Origin of the sequence: Streptomyces sp. NPDC001668 (genome assembly GCF_042893155.1) — a bacterium.
GTDB lineage: Bacteria > Actinomycetota > Actinomycetes > Streptomycetales > Streptomycetaceae > Streptomyces.
Genome location: NZ_JBIAUQ010000019.1, coordinates 103,808 through 123,125 on the forward strand (window position 1 = coordinate 103,808; position 19,318 = coordinate 123,125).

17 protein-coding genes and 1 pseudogene are annotated in these 19,318 nt (G+C 72.2%); 13 read left to right on the forward strand and 5 right to left on the reverse strand.

Going from position 1 to position 19,318, the window contains the following annotated elements:
• The first annotated feature begins 999 nt into the window (after positions 1-999).
• A complete protein-coding gene (locus ACFYZ8_RS39315; protein ID WP_359035871.1) occupies positions 1,000-2,457 on the forward strand; it encodes an amino acid permease in 1,458 nt (485 codons plus the stop codon).
• Between the two features lie 10 nt (positions 2,458-2,467).
• Positions 2,468-2,920, forward strand: a complete 453-nt coding sequence (locus ACFYZ8_RS39320) for an Lrp/AsnC family transcriptional regulator (RefSeq protein WP_007380661.1) — start codon at positions 2,468-2,470, stop codon at positions 2,918-2,920.
• 38 nt (positions 2,921-2,958) lie between these two features.
• On the opposite strand, the gene ACFYZ8_RS39325 is transcribed toward ACFYZ8_RS39320, so the two are convergent.
• Both ACFYZ8_RS39325 and ACFYZ8_RS39330 read right to left on the reverse strand, forming a co-directional pair.
• A complete protein-coding gene (locus ACFYZ8_RS39325; protein ID WP_388540351.1) occupies positions 2,959-3,417 on the reverse strand; it encodes a hypothetical protein in 459 nt (152 codons plus the stop codon).
• 11 nt (positions 3,418-3,428) lie between these two features.
• Positions 3,429-4,169: a GntR family transcriptional regulator gene (locus tag ACFYZ8_RS39330; protein WP_388540349.1), complete on the reverse strand. Its 741-nt coding sequence runs from the start codon at positions 4,167-4,169 to the stop codon at positions 3,429-3,431.
• A 226-nt stretch (positions 4,170-4,395) separates the two neighbouring features.
• Between ACFYZ8_RS39330 and ACFYZ8_RS39335 the strand changes: the two genes are divergently transcribed.
• The 8 genes and pseudogenes from ACFYZ8_RS39335 (at position 4,396) to ACFYZ8_RS39370 (ending at position 13,313) form a co-directional block, all read left to right on the forward strand.
• Positions 4,396-5,550 (forward strand): ABC transporter substrate-binding protein, encoded by a 1,155-nt coding sequence (locus ACFYZ8_RS39335; RefSeq protein WP_388540346.1) that lies wholly within the window; start codon positions 4,396-4,398, stop codon positions 5,548-5,550.
• The gene (locus tag ACFYZ8_RS39340) at positions 5,547-6,446 is read left to right on the forward strand and encodes an ABC transporter permease subunit (protein WP_359035864.1); all 900 of its coding nucleotides are present in this window, start codon (positions 5,547-5,549) and stop codon (positions 6,444-6,446) included. The genes ACFYZ8_RS39335 and ACFYZ8_RS39340 overlap by 4 nt, the downstream gene beginning before the upstream one ends.
• Positions 6,434-7,246 carry an ABC transporter permease subunit gene (locus ACFYZ8_RS39345; protein ID WP_359035862.1) on the forward strand — a complete coding sequence of 271 codons (813 nt, stop codon included), beginning with the start codon at positions 6,434-6,436 and terminating at the stop codon, positions 7,244-7,246. The genes ACFYZ8_RS39340 and ACFYZ8_RS39345 overlap by 13 nt, the downstream gene beginning before the upstream one ends.
• Before the next feature lie 3 nt (positions 7,247-7,249).
• A complete protein-coding gene (locus ACFYZ8_RS39350) occupies positions 7,250-8,299 on the forward strand; it encodes an ABC transporter ATP-binding protein (protein WP_388540342.1) in 1,050 nt (349 codons plus the stop codon).
• Between the two features lie 38 nt (positions 8,300-8,337).
• Positions 8,338-8,979, forward strand: a pseudogene (locus ACFYZ8_RS39355) (HAD family hydrolase); the annotation flags it as partial.
• Positions 8,980-9,188: 209 nt separating this feature from the next.
• Positions 9,189-10,376: an MFS transporter gene (locus tag ACFYZ8_RS39360; RefSeq protein ID WP_359035858.1), complete on the forward strand. Its 1,188-nt coding sequence runs from the start codon at positions 9,189-9,191 to the stop codon at positions 10,374-10,376.
• 377 nt (positions 10,377-10,753) lie between these two features.
• On the forward strand, positions 10,754-11,542 hold the full coding sequence (locus ACFYZ8_RS39365) for a carbon-nitrogen hydrolase family protein (RefSeq protein WP_388540339.1): 789 nt from the start codon (positions 10,754-10,756) through the stop codon (positions 11,540-11,542).
• Between the two features lie 70 nt (positions 11,543-11,612).
• Positions 11,613-13,313: a flavin monoamine oxidase family protein gene (locus tag ACFYZ8_RS39370; protein WP_388540336.1), complete on the forward strand. Its 1,701-nt coding sequence runs from the start codon at positions 11,613-11,615 to the stop codon at positions 13,311-13,313.
• Here the strand turns inward: ACFYZ8_RS39370 and ACFYZ8_RS39375 are convergent.
• Together ACFYZ8_RS39375 and ACFYZ8_RS39380 are read right to left on the reverse strand one after the other, a co-directional pair.
• The gene (locus tag ACFYZ8_RS39375; protein WP_388540334.1) at positions 13,310-14,242 is read right to left on the reverse strand and encodes an LLM class F420-dependent oxidoreductase; all 933 of its coding nucleotides are present in this window, start codon (positions 14,240-14,242) and stop codon (positions 13,310-13,312) included. The two genes, ACFYZ8_RS39370 and ACFYZ8_RS39375, sit on opposite strands and share 4 nt — an antisense overlap.
• A gap of 34 nt (positions 14,243-14,276) precedes the next feature.
• Positions 14,277-14,963 (reverse strand): DUF5995 family protein, encoded by a 687-nt coding sequence (locus tag ACFYZ8_RS39380; protein ID WP_388540331.1) that lies wholly within the window; start codon positions 14,961-14,963, stop codon positions 14,277-14,279.
• Between the two features lie 175 nt (positions 14,964-15,138).
• On the opposite strand from ACFYZ8_RS39380, the gene ACFYZ8_RS39385 reads away from it, so the two are divergent.
• Together ACFYZ8_RS39385 and ACFYZ8_RS39390 are read left to right on the forward strand one after the other, a co-directional pair.
• Positions 15,139-16,272, forward strand: coding sequence for a glycoside hydrolase family 6 protein (locus ACFYZ8_RS39385; RefSeq protein ID WP_359035923.1), 1,134 nt, complete (start codon positions 15,139-15,141; stop codon positions 16,270-16,272).
• An 87-nt stretch (positions 16,273-16,359) separates the two neighbouring features.
• Positions 16,360-16,818 carry an acyl-CoA thioesterase gene (locus tag ACFYZ8_RS39390; protein ID WP_388540329.1) on the forward strand — a complete coding sequence of 153 codons (459 nt, stop codon included), beginning with the start codon at positions 16,360-16,362 and terminating at the stop codon, positions 16,816-16,818.
• On the opposite strand, the gene ACFYZ8_RS39395 is transcribed toward ACFYZ8_RS39390, so the two are convergent.
• Positions 16,778-17,989, reverse strand: a complete 1,212-nt coding sequence (locus ACFYZ8_RS39395) for an MFS transporter (RefSeq protein WP_388540326.1) — start codon at positions 17,987-17,989, stop codon at positions 16,778-16,780. The genes ACFYZ8_RS39390 and ACFYZ8_RS39395 overlap by 41 nt on opposite strands.
• A 124-nt stretch (positions 17,990-18,113) precedes the next feature.
• Here ACFYZ8_RS39395 and ACFYZ8_RS39400 point away from each other — a divergent pair, with 124 nt between their 5' ends.
• Positions 18,114-19,286, forward strand: a complete 1,173-nt coding sequence (locus ACFYZ8_RS39400; protein WP_388540323.1) for an ROK family transcriptional regulator — start codon at positions 18,114-18,116, stop codon at positions 19,284-19,286.
• Positions 19,287-19,318: the final 32 nt, after the last annotated feature.

The window sequence follows — 19,318 nt, forward strand, 5'->3', positions numbered from 1 at the left end:
CTGATCCGGGCCGCCGGGGAACCGGCCCGGGGGCGGGGTCCGGCGACCGGGGGCATCGGGGTCGGGCGGGACACCCCGCGCGCGGGTTGCCGACGGGTCGTTGCGGGAGTGCGTCGACGCGTGCACGGTCCTCGTCAGGAACCTCGCGTCAGACGACCTTGACGTCAGGGCCATGGGCGGCGCACGGAGGCCCTCGACCGGGTCGGACTCCTCGAACTCCTCGAACTCCTCGCGATGAGTGAAGTCGTGGCCCGCCAGGCGTCCTACGGCCGTCAGCCGACCGTGCGCGCCGCCCGCGAGGCCGGGGGCGCCTGGTCGCAGATCGGAGCCGCGCTGGGCACCGGCAGGGAGGCCGCGGGGGAGGCGCACACGCGCTGGATCGACACCCGGGCGTCAGCCTGCGGCAAGCCCGGGCAGGTGGGGTTCGGCGAGGTGGGTGTGGTCCGGTGCGGGTGTTGTGGGGCCGGGGGGTGTTGGGCCAGGAGGGGGCGGGGTTGCTCGGCGCTCAGTTCGCGGTCGTGGCGTGGTCGGGCAGGTGGGGTTCGGCGAGGTGGGTGTGGTCCGGCGCGGGTGCTGGGGCCCGGAGGGCTGCTGAGGAAGGCCGGGGGGTGATGAGGGCGCGTGTATCGGTGCTCACATCGCGGCCATGGTCAGGTCGGGTTCGGCGAGATGGGCGTGGTCGTGGCGCGAGGGGTTACGGGGGAGCCAGAGGTTCTGTGAGGAGCGTCGAAGGGGCCGCCGTGGGTGCGCATCGGGCGCCCGGGCCGGGGCCTACCGCAAGCCCGGCCGGATGGGTTCGACGGGACGGAACCGGGCCTGCGGGGGACCCGGAGGACCGCTGACGAGGCCTGAAGGGCGTCGTGCGCAACGAACACCCGCCCAGCGGCGCGCAACGCAACGATCTTGCGAGTGCGTGCAAGGTTGCTGCATTACGACTGTGACGTCCGGGCTCGTAGGGTGCTTCGCTGTACTCACCTGCAGCGACGAAGGAGTCAGCGCGTGCTCGACCAAGGCGCACCCCCACAACAGCGCACACCACAGCCGACGGGGCTCGGTGCGCGCCTCATGCGGCGCAAGCCGGTGGAACGCCTGGTGGCGGAGGGCGGCCAGGGCGAGGGAGGGGCCCTCAGGCGCTCCCTCGGGCTCTGGCAGCTGACGATGATCAGCATCGGTGCCACCCTCGGCACCGGCATCTTCGTCGTCCTCGGCGAGGCGGTCCCCAAGGCCGGCCCGGCCGTCACCCTCTCCTTCGTGATCGCGGGACTCACCGCCCTCTTCTCCGCCCTGTCCTACGCCGAGCTCGCGGGCACGATCCCGGTCTCCGGGTCCTCGTACTCGTACGCGTACGCAACCATGGGCGAACTGATCGCCTGGATCTGCGGCTGGTGCCTGGTCCTGGAGTACGGCGTCTCGGTCGCCGCCGTGGCCGTCGGCTGGGGCGAGTACCTCAACGAGCTCCTCGACGGGACCATCGGCGTCACCATCCCGGACGCGCTCTCCGCCCCGCCCGGCGACGGCGGCGTCTTCAACCTGCCGGCACTGATCGTCGTCCTGCTCGCCATGGCCTTCCTGCTGGGCGGCGCCCGCGAGTCCGCCCGCGCCAACACCGTCATGGTGGTCGTGAAGATGGCCGCGCTGGTGCTGTTCTGCGCGATCGGCGTCCAGGGCTTCCGCTCGGGCAACTACGAGCACTTCATGCCCCTCGGGATGGCGGGGGTCAGCGCGGCCGGTGCCACGCTCTTCTTCTCGTACATCGGCTTCGACGCCGCCTCCACCGCCGGTGAGGAGGCCAAGAACGCCCAGCGCGACCTGCCGCGCGCGATCATGTTGTCGCTGGTCATCGTGACGGCCCTGTACGTCCTCGTCGCCGCCGTCGCCGTCGGCGCCAAGCCCTGGCGGCACTTCAACGACTCCGAGGCCGCCCTCGCCCAGATCATGCGCGAGGTCACCGGACAGAGCTTCTGGGGCACCCTGCTGGCGTTCTGCGCGGTCATCGCCATCGCGAGCGTCGTCCTGACCGTCCTCTACGGCCAGACCCGCATCCTCTTCGCGATGTCCCGGGACGGACTGGTGCCGAAGGTGTTCGCCCGGGTCCACCCGAAGACCGGCGCCCCGCGCGCCAACACGGTGATCGTGTCCCTGTTCTGCGGAGTGCTGGCCGCGGCGATCCCGCTCGGACAGCTCGCCGACGCCACCAGCATCGGCACGCTCTTCGCCTTCGCGCTGGTCAACATCGCCGTGGTGGTGCTGCGCCGGACCCGCCCCGACATGCCCCGCACCTTCCGGGTCCCGCTCTCGCCGTTCTTCCCGGCGCTGGGCTTCGGCTTCTGCGTGTGGATGATGGGCAGCCTGTCCACCGTCACCTGGGTGGTCTTCGGGGTCTGGATGGCCGTCGGGCTCGTGTTCTACTTCGGGTACGGCCATCGCCGTTCCCGACTCGCATCACCCGAAAGCTGATCCACCCACCGTGCTGAACGATCTCGACGAACGCATCGTGCACGCCCTCGCCGAGGACGCCCGCCGCTCCTACGCGGACATCGGGCAGATCGTCGGCCTGTCCGCGCCCGCCGTGAAACGGCGCGTGGACCGGCTGCGCGCCACCGGGGCCATCACCGGATTCACCGTACGGGTGGACCCGGCGGCCCTCGGCTGGGAGACCGAGGGGTTCGTCGAGATCTACTGCCGGCGCAACACCTCACCGGAGACCATCCAACGGGGTCTGGAGCGCTACCAGGAGGTCGTGGCCGCCTCCACCGTCACCGGCGAGGCGGACGCGGTGGTGCAGGTCTTCGCCTCCGACATGCGGCACTTCGAGCGCGTCCTGGAACGGATCGCGGGCGAGCCGTTCGTGGAGCGGACGAAGTCGGTGCTGGTCCTCTCCCCGCTGCTGCGCCGCTTCTCCTCGGGCTCGCCCACCTGACCGCCTCGGGCTCGCCCACCTGACCTCCAGGGGCTCGCCTACCTGACCTCCTCGGCGCGGCGCCGGACCGCCGCGAGGAGGCGCCGTACGGAGAGCGCGTGTCCGCCGGAGCCGATCACGAGCAGCCGGTAGAGGGTGCCGGCCGGCCCCGGGAACCGTGCCCGGGTCTCGGCCCGCAGCCGGATCCGACCGGAACCGGCCCCGTCGAGGCGGAAGACCAGCGCGTACGTCGAGAAGTGGTGGCGGCCCACCAGGACGAGCTCCCGGCCCGGCGCGGCGGACAGCACGTGGAAGCCGGGGCAGGCCGAGCCCTTCGCCAGGGGGCGCGGTCCGGCGGCCGTACGGTCCGGGCAGCCCACCAGACGGGCGTACCCGGCGAGGCGTCCCTCGGAGAAGGAGCGGTCCAGAACCTCGCCGACGGCCTGCCACACGGTGTGGGCGTCCGCCGCCACGATCTCGGTGTGTTCGTCCACGTGCGGGAGGCTGCCGATCTCCATGAGGCTCTCCTTCAGTCGGCCGTCTTCCTGGCGAGCGCGTTGTTGTCGATCGAGTTGTGCACGCTGAAGCTCACCGCGTCAGAGCGGTAGCGGTCGTCCGCCCACTCCACCGGGCGCCCTTCACGGGTCGTGGTCACCCGGCGCACCCGTAGCAGCGGGCTCGTCCGACGCACCCCCAGCAGCTCCGCGTCCTGCGCGCCCGCCGCCACCGCGTCGATGACGTGCTCCCCGTAGGCGAACACCAACCCCGTGTCGTCGTACAGGCGTTGGGTGACCGAGGGGCAGTCGGGCTCGATGGACTCGACGGTCGGGGAGATCCAGTCGGCGTAGACCGTCCGCTCCAGCAACACCGGTTCACCGTCCAGGCCGCGTACCCGCAGGACGTGCAACACCGGAGTGCCGGAGGGGAGTTGCAGACGTATCGCGTCCTCCTTCGACGCCGGGCGGTACTCCTGTGCGACCACCTGCCCGGTCGCCTCCCGGCCCATTGCCCGTGCCCACTCGGCGAAACTCCTCAGCTCCGCGAAGCTCTGGCTGCGCCGGCTGGCCAGCACCACCCGCCGGGCGCCCTGGCGGGAGCCGATGAGGCCCTCGGACGTCAGCGCGGCGACCGCCTGACGGACCGTCCCGCGGGAGACGCCGTAGTGCGCGGCGAGCTCCGTCTCGGCGGGCAGCAGACTGCCGACGGTGTACTCCTCGCGGTCGATCGCCCGGCGCAGTTCGTCGGCGATCTCCTCGTGTCGCGCCGGCATGCTTCCCCTCTGAGTCGAATGCTGTGCACAGCGTGACCAGCGTAGTCGACTTCCGGCAGAGCTCGGAGAGGGTCCGGAAGAGGTCCGGATTGTGCGGGAGTTCGCGGGTCAGCGTTTCGCCATTGTTTACCGGCGTGACACCAGCGGCCGCCTTACTGGGGCCAACTTGTTCAGACAAGTTCTCTCCCTTTGGCTCCTGCACCCTCGCGCGTCCCCTGGAGAAGCCGTGACCGTGTCCCTGCCGAGAACCGCCGCCCTCGGTGTTCTCGCCACCCTCGCCGCCCTCGCCCTGAGCGCCTGTGGCGCCGCCCCCGACACCGCGTCGACCACCGCCGACGGCAAGAACGCCGCCACCGCCGGCTCCGCCGCCGACCTCGGCGGCATGGACAAGCTGGTCGCCGCCGCGAAGAAGGAGGGCACGCTCAACGCCATTGCGCTGCCCCGCGACTGGGCCAACTACGGCGCCCTTATAGACGGCTTCACGAAGAAGTACGGCATCAAGATCTCCGTCGAGAACCCCGACGGCTCCAGCCAGGACGAGATCAACGCCGTGACCTCCAGGAAGGGGCAGGATCGCGCGCCGGACGTCCTCGACCTCGGCTCCTCCTTCGCGCTCAGCGCCGCCCAGCAGGGCCTGCTCGCGCCGTACAAGGTGGCGTCCTACGACGACATCCCGGCCGGGCAGAAGGACGCGCAGGCCCGCTGGTACAACGACTACGGCGGCTACATCTCCATCGGCTGCGACGCCAAGCGCGTCAAGACCTGCCCCACCACCTTCGCCGACCTGCTCAAGCCGCAGTACAAGGGCCAGGTCGCCCTCAACGGCAACCCCACGAAGTCCGGTTCGGCCTTCGGCGGGGTCTACGCGGCCGCGCTCGCGAACGGCGGCTCCTTCGACGACATCCAGCCCGGCCTGGACTTCTTCGCCAAGCTGAAGAAGAACGGCAACTACACGCCCGTCGAGTCGACCCCGGCCACCGTCGAGAAGGGCGAGACGCCCATCAGTATCGACTGGGACTACCTGAACGCCGGATACGCCGACGAGTTCAAGTCCAAGGGCGTCGACTGGAAGGTCACCGTCCCGAGCGACGGCCAGTTCTCGCAGTACTACTCCCAGGCGATCAACAAGGACGCCCCGCACCCCGCGGCCGCCCGGCTGTGGCAGGAGTACCTCTACAGCGCCGAGGGCCAGAACCTCTGGCTCAAGGGCTACGCCCGCCCGGCCCTGATGACCGCCATGGAGAAGGCCGGCACCCTCGACAAGGCCGCCGCGGCCAAGCTGCCGGAGGTCACCGGAACGCCCAAGTTCCCGACCGAGGCCCAGCAGGACAAGGCCAAGACGGTCATCGCCGAGGGCTGGGCGAAGGCCGTCTCCGGATGACGGCCACCCTTCCACGGGTCGACGACACGGCGACCGCCGCTCCGGTGCGGCGGCGGCGCCGTGCCCTCGGCTGGCTCGCCGTCGTCCCGCTGCTCGCGTTCGTCGCGGTCGCCTTCGGACTCCCGGCCGTCGCGATGCTCGACGGCGCCTTCACCGCCAAGGACCAGTCCACCGGGGTGACTTCGTACACCGTCGACAATCTGACGGCCTCCCTCAAGGGCGCGTACCTCACCGCACTGCTCGGCAGCGTGAAGCTGTCGGCCGTGTCCGCCGCCCTCGGCACCCTGGTCGGACTGCCGCTCGCCCAGGCCGTGGTGACCTCCCGCTTCCGCGCCCTGCGCGAGGCCGTGCTCACCGCGTCCGGGGTGCTCGCCAACTTCGGCGGAGTCCCGCTGGCCTTCGCCTTCGTCGCCACGCTCGGCAACGCCGGTGTGCTGACCCGGCAGTTCGGTCTCGCCGACAAGGGCTGGGACCTCTACAGCTTCTGGGGCCTGGTCATCGTCTACCTGTACTTCCTGATCCCGCTCATGCTGCTCACCGTCACCCCCGCCCTGGAGGGGCTGCGCGTCCAGTGGCGCGAGGCCGCCCAGAACAACGGGGCAACGGGCGTGCAGTACTGGCGCTTCGTCGCCCTGCCCGTCCTGCTGCCCACGCTGCTCGGCGGGTTCGTGCTGCTCTTCGGCAGCGCGTTCGCCGCGTACGCCACCGCCGCCGCGATGGTGGGCAGCTCGATCCCGCTGGTCACCCTCCAGATCGCCGACGCGATCTCCGGCAACGTGCTCGTCGGCCAGGAGAACGTGGCCCTCGCCCTCAGCCTCGACATGGTCCTGGTCGCGGGCCTGGTCATGGCCGTGTACCTGCCCCTTCAGCGAAGGAGCGCCCGATGGCTCGCCTGAACGCGTGGCGGTGGGGCGTGCTCGGCCTCGCCGGGCTGTACTTCCTGGTGCCGCTGGCCGCGTCCGTCGTCTTCACCGTCGACGTGCCCGGCCAGGGCATCACCTTCGACGCCTACACCCAGATCTTCTCCACCGACGGATTCGTCTCCGCACTGCTGCTCTCGCTGGAGCTGGCCCTCGCGACCATCGCCGTCGTCCTGCTGCTGATGGTGCCCGCCATGGTGGCGTTGCGGCTGGGCGCGCCCCGGCTGCGTCCGGTCGTCGAGGTGGTGTGCTCGCTGCCGCTGGTCGTCCCGCCGATCGCGTTCGTCGCCGGCATCGGCACGGTCCTCAAGTGGGGGCCCGACCACCTCTCGCGCACTCCGCTGTTCGAGACCTTCGTGGCGATCCAGAACCCCGACTTCCCGTTCGTGCTCGTCCTCGCGTACGTCGTGATGGCCCTGCCGTTCGTCTACCGGGCACTGGACGCCGGGCTGCGCGCCGTCGACGTCCGCACCCTCGTCGAGGCCGCCCGCAGCTGCGGCGCCGGCTGGCCGCAGGCCCTCGTCCGGGCCGTACTGCCCAATGTGCGGGGCGCGTTGCTCAACGCCTCCTTCCTCACCCTGGCCCTGGTGCTCGGCGAGTTCACCGTGGCCCAGCTGCTGGGCTTCCAGCCGTTCGCCGTCTGGATCGTCAACGTCAGCGGCTCACAGGCCCAGTTGTCCGTCGCCGTGTCCGTGCTCAGCCTGCTCGTGACGTGGGTGCTGCTCCTCGTCCTGGCCGGCTTCGGCGGCCGTACCCGTCCTACCTCCCGGGGATGACCCATGCCTGAATCTGCTGCGACCGTCGAATTCCGGGGACTCAGGCGGGAGTTCGGCCCGACCGTCGCCCTCGACGGACTCGACCTGACCGCCCGGCCGGGCGAACTGCTCGCCCTGCTCGGCCCGTCCGGCTGCGGCAAGACCACCGCCCTGCGGATGCTCGCCGGCTTCGAACACCCCGACTCCGGCGAGGTGCTGGTGGACGGCGAGGACGTGACCCGGGTGCCGGCCCACCGCCGGGACGCCGGGATGGTCTTCCAGTCGTACAGCCTCTTCCCGCATCTCGACGCGCTCGACAACGTGGCCTTCGGGCTGCGGATGCGCAAGGTCCGTACGGCCGAACGGCGGTCCCGGGCGGCCGAGTTGCTGGACCTGGTCGGGCTCGCCGACAAGGGTGGCCGGTTCCCGCACCAGCTCTCCGGTGGCCAGCAGCAGCGAGTCGCGCTGGCCCGCGCGCTCGCCCTGCGCCCGCGCGTACTGCTCCTCGACGAACCCCTGTCCGCGCTGGACGCCAAGGTGCGGCTCAGCCTGCGCGAGGAGATCCGGCGGCTCCAGCAGGAGCTCGGGATCACCACCCTGTTCGTCACCCACGACCAGGAGGAGGCCCTGTCCATGGCGGACCGGGTCGCCGTGATGCACGCCGGCCGGCTCGAACAGTGCGCGCCACCCAGTGAGTTGTACGGCCGTCCCGCCACCGCCTTCGTCGCCGAGTTCGTGGGCACGATGAGCCGGATCCCGGGAAGGCTCACCGAGGGCACGGTCGACGTGCTCGGGCAGCGGCTGCCGGTCGACGGCCCGGAGCCGGACGTGAGCGAGGTGGATGTCCTGGTGCGACCGGAGGCCGTGCGGGTGCGGGCCGAGGCCGATGGCACGTCCCGCGTGGTCGCCACGTCCTTCCTGGGCGCGGTCGTGCGGGTCACCGTCCGGCTCGCCGACGGCACCGAGGTCAAGGCCGACCTGCCCGCGCACGAGGCCGCCGAGCTGACCGCCGGTGCCACGGTGAGCGTGTCGCTGCCCGAGCGGCCGGTGCTGGTGGCGGAACGTACCCGCTGATCCCCTCGTATGAATCCCCCCCCACGAAAGAGAGAACCGTGACCCGACTCCCGCTCCAGGCCGTCCTGTTCGACATGGACGGCACGCTCGTCGACACCGAGCGGCTCTGGTGGGAGGCGGTGGAGGAGGCCGCCGGGCGGGCCCTGACCGAGGCGGACCGGCCGGACGTGCTCGGCCGCCCGGTCGAGCACACGGCCGCCTGGCTGGCCGCGGCCACGGGCGTCCCGGCCGCGGACCTCGCCGACACCCTGCACCGGGGGTTCGCGGAGCGGGTCCGCACCGATGTCGTGCCCCGCCCCGGTGCGCTCGACCTGCTCGACGCGCTGGCCCGCGAGGGCGTCCCCACCGCCCTCGTGACCGCCTCTTCCCGGGCCGTCGCCGACACCGTCCTCGATGCTCTGGGAGGTGCGAGCCGCTTCGCCGTCTCCGTCACCGCCGACGACACGGAGCACACCAAACCCGCCCCCGACCCCTACCTCGCCGCCTGCCACGCCCTCGGCGTCGACCCTTCGGGGTGTGTGGCCGTCGAGGACACCGAGACCGGCGTCCGCTCCGCCGAGGCGGCCGGCTGCGCGGTCCTCGCCGTACCCTCACTGGCCCCCATAGAGGCGGCCCCGGGCCGCACGGTCCTGACCGGGCTGGAAGACGTCACCGTGGCCGGACTGCGCGCCCTGACGCCACGCCGTACGTCTCCTGGAGCCCGGCCACGTCACTGCAGGGGATCGCTGTAGGGGATTCCGAGCCGCTCACATTTTCGCTGGGCAGCGGGCCCGCGAGTGTCTAGCATCGGTGCCATGACCTGGCGACATTGATCCACCAGCCGTGCCTCCCGAGGGCCGCCTCGGACGCCGTACCCACGACGTCCGAACCGCCCTTCCGGGAAGGCCTCATGACACTCTCACCCGCACATGTGTCCGCGACCGGCGTCCGCCGGCTGACGACCACGCTGTACGGTTACGCGTTCCTCGACGACCTCGTCCTGCTCTACCCGGTGTACGCGCTGCTGTTCGCCGACACCGGTCTGCCGCTCTGGCAGATCTCCTCGCTGTTCGCCCTGTGGTCCGTCACCGCGGTGGTCCTCGAGGTGCCGTCCGGCGCCTGGGCCGACACCGTCTCGCGGCGCAGGCTGCTGTGGATCGGCCCGCTGCTCACGGCCGCCGGGTTCACGCTGTGGGTGACCGTGCCGTCGTACGGCGCCTTCGCGCTGGGCTTCGTCCTGTGGGGAGCCGGGGGCGCGCTCGGCTCCGGCTCACTGGAAGCCCTGGTCTACGACGAGCTGGAACGGCTCGGGGCCGCCGAGCGGTACGCGCACGTGATGGGACGGACCCGGGCGGCACGGCTGCTGGCCACGGTCGCGGCGATGGGCCTCGCCGGACCGGTCCTCGCCCTCGGCGGCTACCCGGCCGTGGGCGCCGCGAGCGTCCTGGCCTGTCTGCTGGCCGCGGTGACGGCGACCCGGCTGCCGGAGCACCGGGTACCGGCCGAGAAGGGGAGCACACGCTGGTCGGCGACCCTGCGGGCCGGTCTCGCCGAGGCCCGCGGGAACCGTGCCGTCCAGGGTGCCCTGCTGCTGATCCCGGCCGTCGCCGCGGTGTGGGGCGCGCTCGACGAGTACGTCTCGCTGCTGATCCGCGACCTCGGCGTGGCCGACGCGACCGTGCCCTACCTGGTTCTGCTGGTGTGGGCGATGGTGACCGTCGGCAGCCTGTTCGCCGGACCCGCCGAACACCTCGGCACCCGGGGGCTCGCCACCCTCCTCGCGGGCGCCGCGCTCACCCTGGCCGTGGGCGCCGGAATCCGCACCCCGGCCGGCATCGCCCTCGTCGGCCTCGCCTTCGCCGGCTTCCAACTCGCCGAGGTGCTCGCCGACGTCCGCCTCCAGCACCGCATCGACGACGCCCGCCGCGCCACGCTGACCTCGGTGGCGAGCCTGGGCACGGAGCTGGTCACGGTGACGGTGTTCGGGGTGTACGCCCTGCTGGGGGCGTCCCTGGCGCACAGCACGGTGTTCGTGATCCTGTCCGTGCCGTATCTGGTGACGGCGATGGTGCTGGGGTGGCGGGGGCGGCGGGGCTGACGGGTGTTCGGTGGGGCCCGTTCCGGCCGTGCGCGGGCGAGACGGGGCCCGTCCTGACGGTGCGCGGACAGAGTGCGGGGTGCGTCCCTGCCGCGCGTGGCCGAGGCGCGGCCGTGCGCGGCCGAGGCGCGGAACTCGTCTGGCCGTGCGTGGTCGAGGCGCAGGGCTCGTGCCGGCCGTGCGTGGTCGAGGTGCGGAAGCTCTCCCCTCCGCACGCACCGGACGCAACGAATCGCCGCCCCCCGACCCGCACACGCAACAAACCGCTCACCGGCGCGCAACGGCTCCTCCTTGTCCGCCCCGGTGAGCCGCCCGTACCGTCTACATGGCCCTTCCAGTGGCCCCCACATCCACCTTCCGCCCGGTGAGGATCACGCATGCGCACCGCCCTGCTCCAGAGCTCCGGCCGTCCCGGCTCCGTCGAGGGGAACCTCAAGGTCCTCGACGAGGCCGCGGGCCGGGCCGCCGCCGCGGGTGCCGTGCTGCTGGTCGCGCCGGAGATGTTCCTGACCGGGTACGCCATCGGCGACGACGTGGCCCGCCTCGCCGAAGCCGCCGACGGCGACTCCGCGGACGCCGTCGCGGAGATCGCCGAGCGGCACGGGATCGCGATCACGTACGGGTACCCCGAGCGCCGGGACGGCACGGTCTTCAACTCCGCCCAGCTGATCTCCGCCGACGGCGCCCGCCTCGCCAACTACCGCAAGACGCACCTCTTCGGCTGCTTCGAGCGCGATCACTTCGAGCCGGGCGAACAGCCGGTGGTGCAGGCGGAGTTGGGCGGGCTCACCGTCGGCCTCATGATCTGCTACGACGTCGAGTTCCCGGAGAACGTCCGCGCCCACGCCCTCGCCGGCACCGACCTCCTGCTCGTGCCGACGGCCCAGATGCACCCGTTCCAGTTCGTCGCCGAGTCCCTCGTGCCCGTGCGGGCCTGGGAGAACCAGATGTACGTCGCCTACGTCAACCGGGTCGGCAGAGAAGGGGAGTTCGAGTTCGTCGGGCTGTCCACGCTGGCCGGTCCCGACGGGGTGGCCCGGGCCCGCGCCGGGCGCGGTGAGGAGCTGGTGTTCGCCGACGTGGACCCCGCCCTCCTCGCCGACTCCCGTGCGGCGAACCCCTACCTGACGGACCGTCGGCCCGGCCTCTACGGGTCCCTCGTCTGACGCCCGGCACCCCGACACCCTGACGCCCGACGTCTGCAACACCCCCACCGCTTCAAGGAGTCCGCACCCCATGACGTCCACCGTGCCCAACGCCGTCGAGCACGCAGACGAGCAGCAGCCGCCGATCACCATGTTCGGGCCGGACTTCCCGTACGCGTACGACGACTTCCTCGCCCACCCCGCGGGCCTCGGCCAGATACCGGCCACCGAGCACGGCACCGAGGTCGCGGTGATCGGCGGCGGACTCTCCGGGATCGTGGCCGCGTACGAGCTGATGAAGATGGGCCTCAAGCCGGTCGTGTACGAGGCCGACCAGATCGGCGGGCGGCTGCGGACCGTGGGCTTCGAGGGCCAGGGCACGCAGGGCCTCACCGCCGAGATGGGCGCGATGCGCTTCCCGCCCTCCTCCACCGCCCTCCAGCACTACATCGACCTCGTCGGTCTCGAGACCCGTCCCTTCCCCAACCCCCTTGCGGAGGCGACCCCTTCGACGGTCGTCGACCTCAAGGGCGAGTCCCACTACGCCGAGACCATCGCCGACCTCCCGCAGGTCTACCGCGATGTCGCCGAGGCCTGGAACAGGTGCCTCGAAGAGGGCGCCGACTTCACCGACATGAACCGCGCCCTGCGCGAGCGGGACGTGCCGCGCATCCGCGAGATCTGGTCGCGGCTCGTCGAGAAGCTCGACAACCAGACCTTCTACGGCTTCCTGTGCGACTCGGAGGCCTTCAAGTCCTTCCGGCACCGCGAGATCTTCGGCCAGGTCGGCTTCGGCACCGGCGGCTGGGACACCGACTTCCCGAACTCCATCCTGGAGATCCTGCGCGTCGTCTACACCGAGGCCGACGACCACCACCGCGGGATCGTCGGCGGCTCGCAGCAGCTGCCGCTCAGGCTGTGGGAGCGTGAGCCGGAGAAGATCGTGCACTGGCCCTACGGCACCTCGCTCGCGACGCTGCACCGGGACGGCCTGCCCCGCCCGGCGGTCACCCGACTGCACCGCACGGCCGGCAACCGGATCACCGTGACGGACGCCCAGGGCGACATCCGCACCTACCCGGCGGCGATCTTCACCGCGCAGTCCTGGATGCTGCTGTCCAAGATCGCCTGCGACGACTCGCTCTTCCCGATCGACCACTGGACCGCGATCGAGCGCACCCACTACATGGAGAGCTCGAAGCTCTTCGTCCCCGTCGACCGGCCCTTCTGGCTCGACAAGGACGAGGAGACGGGGCGGGACGTGATGTCGATGACCCTCACCGACCGTATGACGCGCGGGACCTACCTCCTCGACGACGGCCCCGGCAAGCCCGCCGTCATCTGCCTCTCCTACACCTGGTGCGACGACAGCCTGAAGTGGCTGCCGCTGTCCGCGAACGAGCGGATGGAGGTCATGCTGAAGTCGCTCGGCGAGATCTATCCGAAGGTCGACATCCGCAAGCACATCATCGGCAGCCCGGTGACGGTCTCCTGGGAGAACGAGCCCTACTTCATGGGCGCGTTCAAGGCCAACCTGCCCGGCCACTACCGTTACCAGCGGCGCCTGTTCACCCACTTCATGCAGGACACGCTGCCCGAGGACAAGCGGGGCATCTTCCTGGCCGGCGACGACATCTCCTGGACGGCCGGCTGGGCGGAGGGTGCCGTCCAGACCGCACTGAACGCGGTCTGGGGGGTCATGCACCACTTCGGCGGCGAGACCGACGCGACCAACCCGGGTCCGGGGGACGTGTACGAGGAGATCGCGCCGGTCGAGCTCCCCGAGGACTAGATGCCGGCCGCGCGGACCGCTTCGTAGACCTCGGCGGCCACGTCCTTGAGCTCCTCGGCGTCCCGTGCGCCGCCCTGGAGTTCGAAGAAGAACGCGTCGAGGCCGGTGCCGGTGGCGTGGGCCGCGAGGTCCTCGACGATCTGCGCGGTGCTGCCCTGGAAGGGGGAGCGGTCCGTGCCGTCGTAGGCCTTGGGGGAGTACCGGGCGTTGATCCGCACCATCGTCCCGATCGGTTCGGTGCGGCCGCGCTCGGCCGCCAGCTCCTGCAACTGCCGCCACTGCGTGGCCAGTTGGTCGGCGCCCATGGCGATGGGCATCCAGCCGTCGGCGCGGTCGACGAGCCGGGTCATCGCCTTCCTGCTGTTGGCGGGCAGCAGGATCGGGATCGGACGGGCGGGCTTGGGCGCCACCACGGCCGAGGCGATCTTCGTGATCCTGCCGTCGTACGTCACCGGGTCCGGGCCCCACACCGCCCTGCAGACGCCGATGATCTCGTCCAGCACCCGGCCCCGCTCCTCGAACGGCGCCACGCCGGCCGCGGCGTACTCGTCGAGCGACCAGCCGGTGCCGAGGCCCGCCAGCACCCGGCCGCCGCTCGCCGCGTCGAGTGTCGCGAGGGACTTGGCCAGCTGGAAGGGGTTGTGCAGCGGCGCCACCAGGACGCTGGTGCCGAGCCGGGCCCGCTCGGTCGACGCGGCCGCCAGGGTCAGCGTCACCACAGGGTCGGGAACGCCGCGGTACATGTCGGGCCACGCCAGCCCCTCGATGCCGTACAGGCCCTGGGTCGCGGGCTCGGGGAACAGGGCCCGCTCGTAGACCCACAGGCTCTCGTAACCGATCCGTTCGGCGGTGCGGGCCACGTCGGGCACGTCACGTCCGATGTCGTACTGCCGTGCTTGGGGAAGGCTCAGTCCCAACCGGATGGCCATGGGTACGCTCCTTTGCGTCGGTTCAAGGGTCAACTTAATCCGGGAGGGGCGTCAGCAACATGCGGCCCGCGAAGCCGACGGCCGTATCCAGCCGCTCGGTGAACTCCCCGGCCACGTCCGGCAGTCCGCGCAGCGCCCACAGGGCCCGGGCCGCGGTCCAGGTGGCGTCGCGGGCGCGCTCCAGGCTCCAGGAGCCGAGGAGGTGGGTGAGCGGGTCGGCGATCTGGAGGAGGTCGGGACCGGGCATCAGATCTTCGCGGATGCGCTCCTCCAGCGAGACGAGGAGATCACCCACGCGGTCGAACTCGTCCTCGACGTCGGCCGGTTCGCAGCCGAGGCTACGACAGGTGTCCACCACGGCGAGCGCCAGGTCGTGGCCGATGTGCGCGTTGATGCCCGCGAGGGCGAACTGCAGCGGTCGTACGCCGGGATGACGGCGGAACTGGAACAGGGGCCGCCAGCAGGCCGGTGGACGGTGCTCGCGGGCGCCCGCGTCCACCGCCGCGAGATACCGCTCGGCGAACCGCACGTCCAGCGTGATCGCGGCCCGCGCGTCCGCGAACCGGCCCCCGTCGACGCACCGGTCGACCGCCTCGGTGACGGCGAGGTAGACGCGGTTGAAGACCGCTACGCCGTCCCGCTCCGGCAGGTCCTCGTCCATGGCGCGCATACGGGAGACGACCGCGTCGAGGGGAGTGGTGAACTGTTCCAATTGCGCCATGGCGGCAGGGTCCCAGTCCTAGGCTGGCCGCGGTACCGGCGGGCCGGGCGCTTCCCCAGAACGGGGGAACACGACGTCCGCCGCGCGAGGGGGGAGCGAGACGGTGTCAGGCTTACGTGCCCAGCGGCTGGCCGCCCGCCGCGCCGCCCGCAGACGGGCCGTGGGTCGCGCCGCGATGGTCGCCGCGGCCTCGATGGTGGTCGCCGTCGGCACCGCCACCGGGATGCTCTCCGCGCTCGACGACCGCGACGGCTCCCGCGAGGCGGCGCGGGCGCTCGTCAGCGGCTCCCCGAGTCCGGCCCCGCCGCCGGTCGTGCCGTCGGCGTCCGAGTCGGCCGCCGCGTCCGCCTCCGCCGCGCCCTCTGCGAAGGTGAGCGCGTCAGCGCCTCCGAGGAATCCGAAGAAGTCGAGCCCCGGTCCCACGAGAGCCCGCACCACGGCCGCCGCCCGCCTCTACCGCCACCCCGCCTCCCAGGTGCTCGACTGGGTGCGGGACAACCCGCGCGACTGGCGCGCCGACGTCATCGAGTCCCGCATCGCCGACCGGCCGGCCGCGGTCTGGTTCGCCGACTACACCCCGGCGACCATCACCTCCCGGGTCCGTGCGGTCACCTCGGGCGGCGCCGCGCAGGGCCGGGTCCCGGTCGTGGTGGCGTACGCGATCCCGGACCGCGACTGCGGCGGCGCCTCCCAGGGCGGGGCCCCGGATCTCGGCGCGTACGACGCCTGGATCGACCGGTTCGCAGCGGGCCTCGGCTCCGGCGAGGTCGTCGTCGTCCTCGAGCCCGACTCGATCGCCCAGTCCGACTGCCTCTCGGCGGCTCAGAGAGACGGCCGCTTCACCTCGCTGGCCCGCGCGGGCCGCGTCCTGAAGGCCGCGAACCCCAGGGCCCGCGTCTACTACGACGCCGGTCACTCCGGCTGGCGCCCCGCCGCCGAGCAGGCGTCCCTGCTGAAGCAGGCGGGTGCCGGCTCGGCCGCGTCCTCCGACGGGATCTTCAGCAACGTCTCCAACTTCCACACCACGGCCGCCGAGATCGCCTACGACCGTCAGGTCCTCGCAGCCCTCGGTGGACCGTCGAGCCTGGGCGCCGTCATCGACACCAGCCGCAACGGCAACGGCGCCCCGCCCGACGGCGAGTGGTGCGACCCGGCGGGCCGCAGGATCGGCCGGCCACCGACCCTGAGCACCGGCGAACCGGAGATCGACGCCTACCTGTGGGTGAAGCTCCCGGGGGAGTCGGACGGCTGCAAGGGCGCACCGGGCACGTTCAGCCCGTCGTACGCCTATGAGCTGGCCTCGCCGTAGACCGACGGCATCCGGGCCGGGCCGGGGCGCGGTGTGAGCGACTGCTTAGGATAGGGATCGTTGTCCCGTACATCCAGGAGTCCGCCCGTGACCGCCGAAGCCACCCTCGCCCCCGCCCTGTCCTACGGGCGGCTGATCCCGGTGACCGTCCACTTCGACGACCTGGACGCCCTGGGCATGCTCCACAACGCCCGCTACCCGCTGCTCGTCGAGCGGGCCTGGACGGAGTTCTGGCAGGAGCACGGCATCCGCTTCGACGGGGACTGGGCGAGCGCCGGGGACGCCTGCAACGTCGTCAAGGAGCTGCTGATCAGCTACGACGCCCCCGTCACCCGGTCCGGCGCCTACGCCGTCCACCTGTGGCTGGAGCGGCTGGGCACCACCGGCCTGACCTACGGCTTCCGGTTCTGCTCGGCGGACGGGGCCACGACCTACGCGCGCGGCACCCGGGTGCTGGTCCGGCTCGACGCCGGGACCCTGCGCCCCGCGCCGTGGAGCGAGGACTTCAGGGCCGTCGCTCGGGAACTGCTGCGGCCGCAGGACTGAGCTTCGGGCGGTCGCGGTCGCCGGCGCGCAGTACGCCCGCGAAGGCGACCAGGCCGCCGGCCAGGACGGTCACCAGCACGAAGGACACCGTCAGGCTGGTGGCCTGGGCCACCCCGCCCAGCAGGCTCGGCGCGATCAGCCCCGACGTGTAGGTGATGGTCGCGACGCCCGCGATCGCCTGGCTCGGATTGGGCCCGCTGCGTCCCGCCGCCGCGAAGCACAGCGGTACGACCACGGCGATGCCGAGCCCCATCAGGGCGAAGCCGGTCATGGCCACCGCGGGATGGCCCGCGACGACGATGAGCACCCCGCCGCCGGCGGCCAGGGCGCCGCCCAGCCGGACCGTGCGCACCGATCCGAAGCGGTTGACCACGGCGTCACCCGCGATCCGGGCCACCGCCATGGTGAGCATGAAGCCGGTCGTGCAGGCGGCGGCGAGTCCCGCCGAGGAGTCCAGCCGGTCCTTGAGGTACACCGCCGACCAGTCCAGGCTCGCCCCCTCCGCGAACACCGCGCAGAAACCGACCGTCCCGATCAGCAGGGCCGACTTCGGCGGCAGCGCGAACCGGGGCGGCGGCTCCTCGTCCACACCGGCCTGCACGTCCAGGACCCACTGGCACGCCAGCACGCCGAGCAGGGTGAGACAGGCCGCCGCCAGCGCGAAGTGCACGCGCGCGTCCGCGCCCAGATGCGCGGCGAGCGTGCCGCCCGCCGAGCCGACCAGCGCACCCGCGCTCCACATGCCGTGCAATCCGGACATGATCGACTTGCCCAGGAGGTTCTCGATCTCGACGCCCAGCGCGTTCATGACCACGTCGGCCATGCCGGCGCTCGCGCCGTACACGAACATCGCCAGGCACAAGGTGGAGAGATTGGGCGCGAGCCCCGGCAGGACCAGGGACAGTGTCCACATCACGATCAGCCCGCGCAGCGCCGTCCTGCTGCCGAAGCGGTGGCTGACCCGGGCGGCCAGCGGCATCGAGCAGGACGCGCCGAAGGCCGTGAAGGCCAGGGCGAAGCCCAGTTGCCCCGCGCTCACCGAGGCGTGGTCCTGGATCCACGGCACCCGTGTCGCGAACGAGCCGGTCACGGCCCCGTGCACGGCGAACACGGCGGCCACGGCGTACCGGGCCCGCCGTACCTCTGCCGGCGCGTGCACCACATCGCTCATTGTCGGGCCCCTCCCCGGATCCGCGTCTTTCCCTGCTTGCCGTTGTCGGCTGCCGTAAACTATCAGGAAGCCTGCCTGATAGATAGCGCATATTCGGCACTGCGGATCTGAGAGGATTCCCGGCATGCCCGCATCCCCGAGCACCGCCCGGGCCATCAACGACCGGCTCGCCCTGCGACTGCTCCAGCAGGAAGGCCCGCTGACGGCAGGGCAGTTGAAGCAGCTCACCGGACTGTCCCGGCCGTCCGTCGCCGACCTCGTCGAGCGCCTCGCCGCCGCCGGACTGATCGACGTGGTCGGGGAGTCGGGGGAGCAGCGCCGCGGCCCGAACGCCAGGCTCTACGGCATCGTGGCCGACCGTGCCCACCTCGCGGCCCTCGACGTCCGCACCGAGGGCGTCTCCGTCGTCGTCTCCGACCTGCTGGGACGGGTCCTGACCGAGGCGTCGGTGCCGATCGGCGGGGACACCGGGACCGGGCCCGCGGTGGAGCAGGCCGTCGCGCTGGTCGAACGCGCGGCGAAGGAGGCCGGGGTGGCCGAACTCCACACCGTCGGCATCGGCGCCCCCGGCCTGATCGACCCGGCCACCGGCGAACTCCGCGACTCCGGCGGCCTGCCCGCATGGCACCGGCGACTGGTGCTGGCGCTGCAGGAGCGGCTGCCCGAGACCCGCGTCCACGTGGAGAACGAGACCAACCTCGCGGCGCTGGCGGAACAGCGCGACGGAGCCGCCCGGGACCGGGACACCTTCGTCCTGCTGTGGCTCGGCCACGGCACCGGTGCGGCGGTCGTCCTGGACGGCACCCTGCGCAGGGGCGCGTCGGGTGGCACGGGCGAGATCGGTTTCCTGCCGGTGCCGGGCACGGCGGTCCTGCCGTCGGCGAGGGACTGCGAGGGAGGCTTCCACTCCTTGGCGGGCTCGGCGGCGATCGCGCGTCTGGCGGAGGAGTACGGCCTGGCGGCCGCGGACGACGCGTACGAACCGGTGGCCGCCGGGCTGGTGGGGCGGGCGGTGGCCGACGCCTCGACGGCCTTCCTCGACGCCCTCGCCGACCGCCTCGCCGTGGGAGTCGCCTCGGTCGCCGCGATCCTGGACCCCGGGTGCGTGGTGCTGGGAGGCGAGGTCGGCGAGGCGGGCGGCCCCGATCTCGCGGCGAGGGTGGAGCACCGGGTCCGCCGTATGTCACCGCTGCCCACCGAGGTGCGGGCCGGGGTACTGGGCGGCGGCGCGGTCCTGCGGGGAGCCCTGCTGACGGCGAGAGACCGGGCGCAGGACGACCTGTTCGCGCCCCGCTAGAGGCACGGCTCAGCGGCCGGTGCGGAGCCGGG